Below are 8,316 nucleotides of genomic sequence, written 5' to 3'. Positions count from 1 at the left end.
CTGTGTTGTGGCAGCCATTGAATGCATCTGTTCGACCGAAAGATCGAATCTCAGAGCTCGGCAGGCTCCTGCCACCAAAGTACTCGCCAATCCAGCAAGATACCGGAAACGGCAACCAAGGGGCTTATCTTGCAGAGGTGGATAAGCTTGTTTACGAGCTTCTCATTGGAGCTATCGCTATTAGCGATATTGCTCAAGAATTTGAGGCACCTGGGTTTAATGCACCTCTGGCACACATCGATAACGCAATGGAGGAGATCATCCACGATGATCCCAGCCTAGACGCCACAACCAAAAAGCAACTGATATCTGCGCGATATGGCCAGGGTTTGTTTCGAAGCCGTATCTATGCGTTCGAGCACGCATGCAGACTAACCAACATCGATAACCCTCAGCTGCTCGTGGCGAGCCATATCAAACCGTGGCGTGTGTGCGTTGACTCGATTGAGCGGCTAGATGGGGCAAATGGGCTATTACTCGCACCGCACGTTGATCGGCTATTTGATCGAGGGTTAATTAGCTTTAAAGATAGCGGTGAAGTTATCGTCTCGCCACGACTCAATCGTAATGATCTGAGTCGACTCGGCCTGATTGAAGCGTGCGAGAAATTGGGTCCGCCCTTTCACCTACGACAGATGCCCTACCTCGCATTCCATCGTGACAACGTACTGTTACCTTAGAAGAGCAGGAGCGCACTGAACATGATCGTTCTGAACCCTAGCATGCGCTCAGCAGAACGGAGCAGATTAAGTTCCTTATGGAGAAAAAAGGGGTCAGAGTACTTTTTATGAGAGTGCTTGAACTCCTCCTTAGATCAATGCGCCTGCACGTGATCCACGCACGTTTCGGCCTTAGCAACATCCTCCAACACATCATCGATCTGAAAGCTCAGATCGCCGAAGAGTTGTCCGATCAGGCTGCGGCGGATGAAAAGTATGGTGTCGTGGTCGCCGTTGGAGGTGGCGGTGCCGGCGAGTTGCGCCATTAGCAATAGCTTGTCGCGGATGGTGCACAGTTCGTCGTAGTTATCGCGAGACAGCACGAAGCTTGCCGGGTGGAACAGCTCGTGGGGTTTCTTATTCATGGGCGGGCTCCATGGGTGTAGGTCGCGCCACGTATTGCGCGTGGCGCGAAGGGCTACAGGAAAAATCCTGCATGCAGAGTCGGAACTTTCCGATTCCGTTTCTACAAGCGCCCAATGAGGCCCGACGCCGTCCAGTATGAGCGGCGGTGAAGCAGTGCAAAAAGCGGCGTGGCGGGGACACGCGTGTGCGTGTGTGCCGTATGATCGAGCGTAACCATGATCAACTCCGTAACCAGTTGGTGGTGGCCAGCGGATCGTTTGGGCGCCTACCCAGGCGATCCGCGCTACTTCACTCATGTCGGGCGTGCCGTACTCATCAAAGGCCGATGGGCACGCCCGACAAAAGCACCATCGCATACATGCAACGCTGCCATCTGTCAGCGCAGGCAGATTTGATGTTGGCGATAAGGCTGATGTGTTTTGTGTCGCGAGTGGCGATCGCAGCGTGTGGTTACCCCACGCTTCATGCGCACGTGGTCAGCTGATGAGGAATATGTGCGGGTGGATGCTACCGACCTGCTCTCATGCGTTGACCGCTGGAGATTGCACATCGAAACCCGGCGTACGCGGAAACCGCAGCTCAAATGTTGTAAGGCCGTCCATCCGGCTCTGCGCAGTCACCGTGCCGCCGTGCAGATCCATGATGCTTTTCACTATGGCCAAACCGAGGCCGGCCGAATTTGCGGAGTCGCTGCGCGATCGGTCGCCGCGGAAGAAACGTTCGAAGATGCGTTCCAGCTGTTCGCGGTCGATGCCTTTTCCTGGGTTCTCCACCGACACCACGACTTCATTCGCATTGGCGAAACCTCGCAGGGCAATGGTCTGTCCTAGCGGCGTGTAGCGGATGGCATTAGCCAACAGGTTGTTGACGGCGCGACGGAAGAGTTCGCGGTCGGCAAAGACGCTGCCTTTGGCCGATACCTCGATGGATATGCCGGCTTCGGACGATAGTCCCTCGAAGTAATCCGCCATGGCGTCAAGCTGCTCGACCAAATCCATTTCCACGATACGCAAGGCGAATTGCGGGTTCTCGGCGCGCGCCAGGAACAAGACGCTTTCGATGGTGCGACTCACGCGCTCGCATTCCTCGATGTTGGAACCCAGTAGCGATTCGTATTCGGCGACGGAGCGCGGTCGCGTCAGCGCCACTTCATTCGTTCCGCGCAGATTGCTTAGTGGCGTGCGCAGATCGTGGGCGAGATCTACGGTGAATTGCCATACGCGAGCGAAACCTTGTTCCAGCCGCTCCAGCATGTCGTTGAGCGACGATGTCAGTTGCTGAAGTTCGATGGGTGACTGCTCCAACGACATGCGCGCATCCAAACGGTGCGCGGTAATGCCCTTGGCCTGTGCGGCCATGGTATGAAGCGGACGCAATGCGCGGCGCACCAGTAGGAAGCTTAACAATGTCACCAGCAACATGGCGGCGATCACGATGGCGGCGATGTCACGTCTGAAGCGCGACAACAAGGCGGCTCTATCGGCCAGCGATCGCACCACAGCAATGACGACATGCGAACCATCGGCGAGTACGCCCTGCGTTGCGACACCATCGATTGGCGCATGGTTGAGATCGCGCCAGACTTGAACGTTTTTCTGAGTGATGCGTCCGTCCGCTTCCACTGCGGCCATCGGTTGGAGCGGAATGCCGGACGGGTTGTAATCGATTAACGCGCGGCCGCTTGCGTCGGATATGCGCATGGCGAGGGCCGGGTCTCCCAGCACAAGGGCGACCAGGCGATCGCGGTGCTGCGTTACATCCGCATCCGATTGCACCTCGGCGACCAAGCGGCGCAAGTGCCGTGTCGCAAGCACTATGTTCGTATCGTCCTGAGCGGTGAGGCGCGAAGCGAGTGCATCGTAGAGAAGAAAGCCGACTGCCATGAAGCACACGGCGGTGATCGCGATGAATGTCGTCGCAAGCCGCGTGCTTAGCGAGAAGCCGCTCATCCATGCGCTTCCAGATCGAGTACGTAACCGACGCCACGCACCGTATGAATGAGTTTGGTGTCGTGACCGTCGTCGACTTTCACGCGCAGGCGTCGTATCGCTACGTCGACGACGTTGGTATCGCTGTCGAAGTTCATATCCCATACGTACGAAGCGATCTGCGTGCGGCTTAATACTTCGCCGCGCCGACGTGCCAAAAGTTGAAGCAACGAAAACTCTTTGGGCGTCAGGTCGATCTTCTGGCCTGCTCGGCGTACTCGCCTGCGAATTGCGTCGATTTCGAGATCGCCGATATGGACGTGTTCGACGTCTCTAGGCGGCCCGCGGCGCAGGAGCGTGCGAACGCGCGCCAGCAGTTCGACAAAGGCGAAGGGTTTGACGAGGTAGTCGTCGCCGCCACACTCAAGGCCGCGCACGCGTTCTTCCAACTCGTCCAGCGCGGTGAGGAAAAGCACCGGTGTTTCTTTCTTTGCGCGAAGCCGTTCCAGCACCGTCCAGCCGTCCATACCGGGAAGCATGACGTCGAGCACGATCAACTCATAATCGTCTTCAAGGGCAAGATGTAATCCGTCGATGCCGTTGTAGGCAATATCGACGGTGAAACCGGATTCCTCGAGACCTTTTTTCAGGTACTCGCCGGCTTTGCGTTCGTCTTCGATCACTAACAGGCGCATGAAGCGTCTCCGCTGCGTACCCGGAAATCATACGCGGGGGGCCGGGGAGGCGCGATTACAAATTTGTCAGCTTTCCGTCAGAGCCCGGCAAGCGCCCGGAACCTAGTCTGCAGCCCAAGCCTACGTGACGGGAAACGCAGTATGTGGATCGTTCAACTTGCGCTGAAACGGCCTTACACCTTTATTGTGCTGGCGCTGCTTATCGCGATCATCGGGCCGCTGATGATCCGACGCACGCCGACGGATATCTTTCCGAATATCAATATTCCGGTGTTGAGCATCGTCTGGTCGTACAACGGTTTTTCCGCGACCGACATGGCCAATCGCATCACCACGCCCTACGAGCGGGCATTGACGTCCGACGTCGATAATATCGAGCACATCGAGTCGCAGACGGTTAACGGCGTCGCTGTCGTCAAGGTTTATTTTCATACGGGCGCCGATATCAATCGTGCCATCGCCGAGGCTTCTGCCAATTCGCAGTCGCTGCTGCGCGTGTTGCCGCCGGGCACCTTGCCGCCGCTGATCATTTCATACAACGCATCGACCGTGCCGATCTTGCAGTTGGCGCTGTCCAGCAAGACGCTGTCGGAGCAGCAGCTTTACGACCTTGGCAATAACTTCATCCGCACGCAGCTGGCCACAGTGCAAGGTGCGGCGGTGCCGTTGCCGTTCGGCGGCAAGGTGCGGCAGGTGATGGTCGATATCGATTCGCAGGCGATGCAGGCTAAAGGGCTGTCTCCGCTCGATGTCGTCAATGCTGTCAACGCACAGAGCCTGATTCTTCCGGGTGGTACCGCGAAGATCGGCGCGTTGGAATACAACGTCAATATGAATGGCAGTACCGATTCGATAGCCGCACTCAACGATCTACCGGTCAAGGCGACGCAAGGTGGCGTGATCTATCTGCGCGATGTGGCGACGGTGCGCGATGGCTATGCACCGCAGACGAATATCGTGCGTGTAGACGGTGTGCGTTCGGCCCTGTTACAGGTGGAGAAGACCGGCGATGCGTCGACGCTCGACATCATTGCGAACGTCAAGGCGCTGCTGCCAAAGATAGCTGCTGGATTGCCGAAGGCGCTGGTTGTAAAGCCGGTGTCCGATCAATCGGTTTTCGTCAGCGCGGCGGTGAGTGGGGTGGTGCGCGAGGGCGTGATCGCCGCCGGCCTGACGGCGGTGATGATCCTGCTATTTCTCGGCAGCTGGCGTTCCACGCTGATCATCGCGGCGACCATTCCGTTGTCGATCCTTACATCGTTGATCGTGCTGTCGTGTCTTGGCGAGACGATCAACATCATGACGTTGGGTGGCTTGGCGCTGGCGGTGGGCATTCTGGTCGATGACGCGACGGTGGCGATCGAAAACATCAGCCACCACCTGGAAAGCGACAACCCGCTGATGACGGCTATCGTCGATGCATCCGCGGAGATCGCGCTGCCGACACTGGTTTCGACGCTGTCGATCTGCATTGTCTTCTTGCCGATGTTTCTGTTGCCTGGCGTTGCGCGTTATTTGTTCGTGCCGCTTGCCGAGGCGGTGGTGTTCGCCATGCTTGCGTCGTATTTCTTCTCGCGCACGCTCATTCCTACGTTGGCGATGTATCTGCTGCGCCATGAGCGCAAGGGAGCCGCTGGTGCGAAGCCGAGCACGCATGCGCTGGCACGCTTTCAGCAACGGTTCGAGCGCGGATTCGAGGCGTTGGGCGAGCGCTATCACGCACTTTTGCATCGTGCGCTTGCGCGTCCCGGCAAGGTTGCCTTGGTATTTGCCGCTATCTGTCTGGGTTCGATGCTGCTGTTGCCGGTGCTTGGGCGCGATTTTTTTCCGACATCCGACACCGGCGAGATCCGTTTGCATATGCGTGTGAAGACCGGAACGCGTATCGAACAGACGGCGCGATTGGTCGATCTGGCCGAGCAGAAGATTCGGGCGCTTATTCCGCCGTCGCAGCTGTCTGGCATTCTGGACAACATCGGCCTGCCGGTGAGCGGCATTAATCTCACCTACGATTCGTCTTCGCCTGTCGGTTCTGCGGACGCGGATATCCTTATTACGCTCAAGCCCGGGCATAAGCCGACGCAGCAGTACGTTTCATTGCTGCGCGAAAAGCTCAATCAGGATTTCCCCGGCACCAGCTTCTCGTTTCTGCCGGCGGACATCATCAGCCAGATTCTCGACTTCGGCCTGCCCTCCCCGATTGACGTGCAGATCGTGGGCAATAACGAGGTAGCGAATCGCGCCACGGCGGAGAAACTGTTGCAGGCATTCCGCAGCGTGCCCGGCCTGGTCGATCCGCGAATCCAGCAACCGGACGATGCGCCTGCTATCAATGTCGAGGTCGATCGAACGAAAGCAATCCAGGCTGGCTTCCAGCAACGCACGATTGCGCAGAATCTCTTGATCGCGCTTTCAGGCAGCTCGCAGACGACGCCGAATTTCTGGCTGAATCCCAAGAACGGTGTGAGCTATCCGTTGATGACGGAGTCACCGCAGTACACCATCGATTCGCTGCAGGCGCTGGGCAATATTCCCTTGAATGCGACCTTGGGCAAAGGCACGGCGCCTCAGTCGGGTCAGGCGGTGCCGATTCTCGGATCGCTGAGTACGTTCCAGCGCGCCAACCAGGATGCTGTGGTTTCGCATTACAACGTGCAGCCGGTCATCGATATTTTCGCCGGCGTGCAGGGGCGTGACCTTGGTGCAGTCGCTGGCGACATTTCGCGGCTGGTCGATCATGCACGCGCAGGCCTTACAGGTGGATCGAGCATTGAGATTCGCGGCGAAGTGCAGACCATGCAGTCATCGTTTCAAGGATTGATGCTTGGCCTGCTTTTCGCAGTCGGGCTGGTCTATGCATTGATGGTGGTGAACTTCCAGTCGTGGGTCGATCCGCTGGTGATCATCTGCGCCCTGCCCGGCGCTCTCGCCGGCATCGTCTGGATGTTGTTTGTGACCGGCACAACGGTGAGCGTGCCTGCTTTGACTGGCTCGATCATGTGCATCGGCATTGCCACGGCCAACAGCATTCTGGTGGTGAGCTTTGCGCGTGAGCGCCTTGCGGCCGGCGCAACCGCGCTCGATGCAGCGTTCGAGGCGGGCAGCAGTCGCTTCCGCCCGGTATTGATGACGGCGCTGGCGATGCTGATCGGCATGTTGCCGATGGCGATCGGGCTCGGCGACGGCGGTGAGCAGAACGCGCCGTTGGGTCGCGCTGTGATCGGTGGCCTGATGTTCGGCACGGTTTCCACTTTGATCTTCGTACCGACGTTGTTTGCCGCCGCTCAAGGTTGGTTGCAACGTCGCAGTGCTTCAACTGCGCCGGCGAATCTCTCACTCGACACTGAACTGAAATCCTGACGGGGAATACGGTTATGGCCACTCAAACCAAATCACGTTCGTCCACATCGACGCTGATGCTTCGACTTATTCCCGGTGCTGTCGTGGTATTCGCATTGGGCATTGGCACGGCGCCTCGGCTCGTCGCGCACATGGCGGTGAATCGCCAGACGCAATCGCTTAGCGAACCGACTGTAGCCGTGGTGCGCCCCGCCGCTGCGCCTGAGAGTCGCACCATCGATCTACCCGGTGACGTGCAAGCCTTCCAGGCCACGCGCATCTACGCCAGAACCAATGGTTACCTGAGCCACTGGTACACCGATATCGGCACGCAAGTGCAGGCCGGTCAGCTGCTGGCCACTATCGATGCGCCTGAAGTGGATGCGCAATTGCAGCAGGCGCGTGCGGACGCGGGGTCAGCGCTGGCCGACTATCGGATTGCGAAAGTCACGTCGGACCGCTGGCAGGAGTTGCTTGCCACCAACTCGGTGTCGCGTCAGTCCGCGCAAGAAAATCTTAGCGCGATGCAGGCGAAGCAGGCCACGCTGGCTGCTGCCAATGCAAACGTGGCGCGACTGGAAAAGATGCAGTCTTACGAGAAAGTTTATGCGCCGTTTGCGGGCACGATTACGCGGCGCAATATCGATACGGGTTCGCTTATCGATGCGGGGAGCAACGGCGGCGCACCTGCCGCGTTGTTCGATCTGGCCGAGACCGATCGCTTGCGTGTTTTCGTCGATGTTCCGCAAGACCAGGCTCCCGAAGTTGTCGCTGGCACGACCGCTCAATTGAGCCTGCCGCAATATCCGGGACGTTTATTCAGCGGCGTTGTGGCGCGCACGTCGGGCGCGATCGACTCCGTCAGTCGCACGCTGCGCGTGGAGGTCGACGTCGACAACAAAGACGACACGATTCTTCCCGGCGCCTTTGCACAAGTGCACCTCGGCCTGGCCAATTCAAAACCTGGACTCAGCCTTCCTGCGAACGCGCTGCTGTTCCGGCCGACAGGCGTGGAGGTGGCGGTGGTGAACGATCAGAACAAAGTGCAACTGATGCCGATTGTCTTGGGTCGCGATTTCGGTACGCGCGTGGAGATTCGAAGCGGGCTTCGCGGCAACGAGCGCGTGATTGTGAATCCGGGCGATGCGATCAGCGCTGGCCAGCCAGTGCATGTGTCGACGACTGCAGCGGCATCGGCCTGATTGCGCGAGGAGAATGACATGACTGTGCAAGCTACCAAAGTCGCTGCGTTTGTCGCCGTGTTGACGG

The 8,316-nt window shown here is 58.4% G+C and carries 6 protein-coding genes; 3 read left to right on the top strand and 3 right to left on the bottom strand.

Annotation, left to right across the window (positions count from 1 at the left end; genetic code table 11):
* The coding region (locus VK725_RS15025) for an HNH endonuclease (protein WP_325318868.1) at positions 1-680 on the top strand (680 nt) is incomplete at its 5' end.
* A 134-nt stretch (positions 681-814) separates the two neighbouring features.
* On the opposite strand, the gene VK725_RS15020 is transcribed toward VK725_RS15025, so the two are convergent.
* From VK725_RS15020 to VK725_RS15010, 3 genes are all read right to left on the bottom strand, one after another.
* On the bottom strand, positions 815-1,084 hold the full coding sequence (locus VK725_RS15020) for an XAC0095 family protein (protein WP_325318867.1): 270 nt from the start codon (positions 1,082-1,084) through the stop codon (positions 815-817).
* A gap of 522 nt (positions 1,085-1,606) precedes the next feature.
* Complete coding sequence (locus VK725_RS15015) at positions 1,607-3,034, bottom strand: heavy metal sensor histidine kinase (RefSeq protein WP_325318866.1); 1,428 nt, start codon at positions 3,032-3,034, stop codon at positions 1,607-1,609.
* On the bottom strand, positions 3,031-3,708 hold the full coding sequence (locus VK725_RS15010) for a heavy metal response regulator transcription factor (protein WP_325318865.1): 678 nt from the start codon (positions 3,706-3,708) through the stop codon (positions 3,031-3,033). Before VK725_RS15010 ends, VK725_RS15015 begins: the two co-directional genes overlap by 4 nt.
* 141 nt (positions 3,709-3,849) lie before the next feature.
* Here VK725_RS15010 and VK725_RS15005 point away from each other — a divergent pair, with 141 nt between their 5' ends.
* The gene (locus VK725_RS15005; protein WP_325318864.1) at positions 3,850-7,068 is read left to right on the top strand and encodes an efflux RND transporter permease subunit; all 3,219 of its coding nucleotides are present in this window, start codon (positions 3,850-3,852) and stop codon (positions 7,066-7,068) included.
* Between the two features lie 14 nt (positions 7,069-7,082).
* The gene (locus tag VK725_RS15000) at positions 7,083-8,249 is read left to right on the top strand and encodes an efflux RND transporter periplasmic adaptor subunit (protein WP_325318863.1); all 1,167 of its coding nucleotides are present in this window, start codon (positions 7,083-7,085) and stop codon (positions 8,247-8,249) included.
* The last annotated feature ends 67 nt before the right edge of the window (positions 8,250-8,316 follow it).

Origin of the sequence: Dyella sp. (genome assembly GCF_035486915.1) — a bacterium.
Classification (GTDB): Bacteria; Pseudomonadota; Gammaproteobacteria; order Xanthomonadales; family Rhodanobacteraceae; genus Dyella_B.
This window is presented reverse-complemented; position numbering and strand designations above follow the sequence as displayed.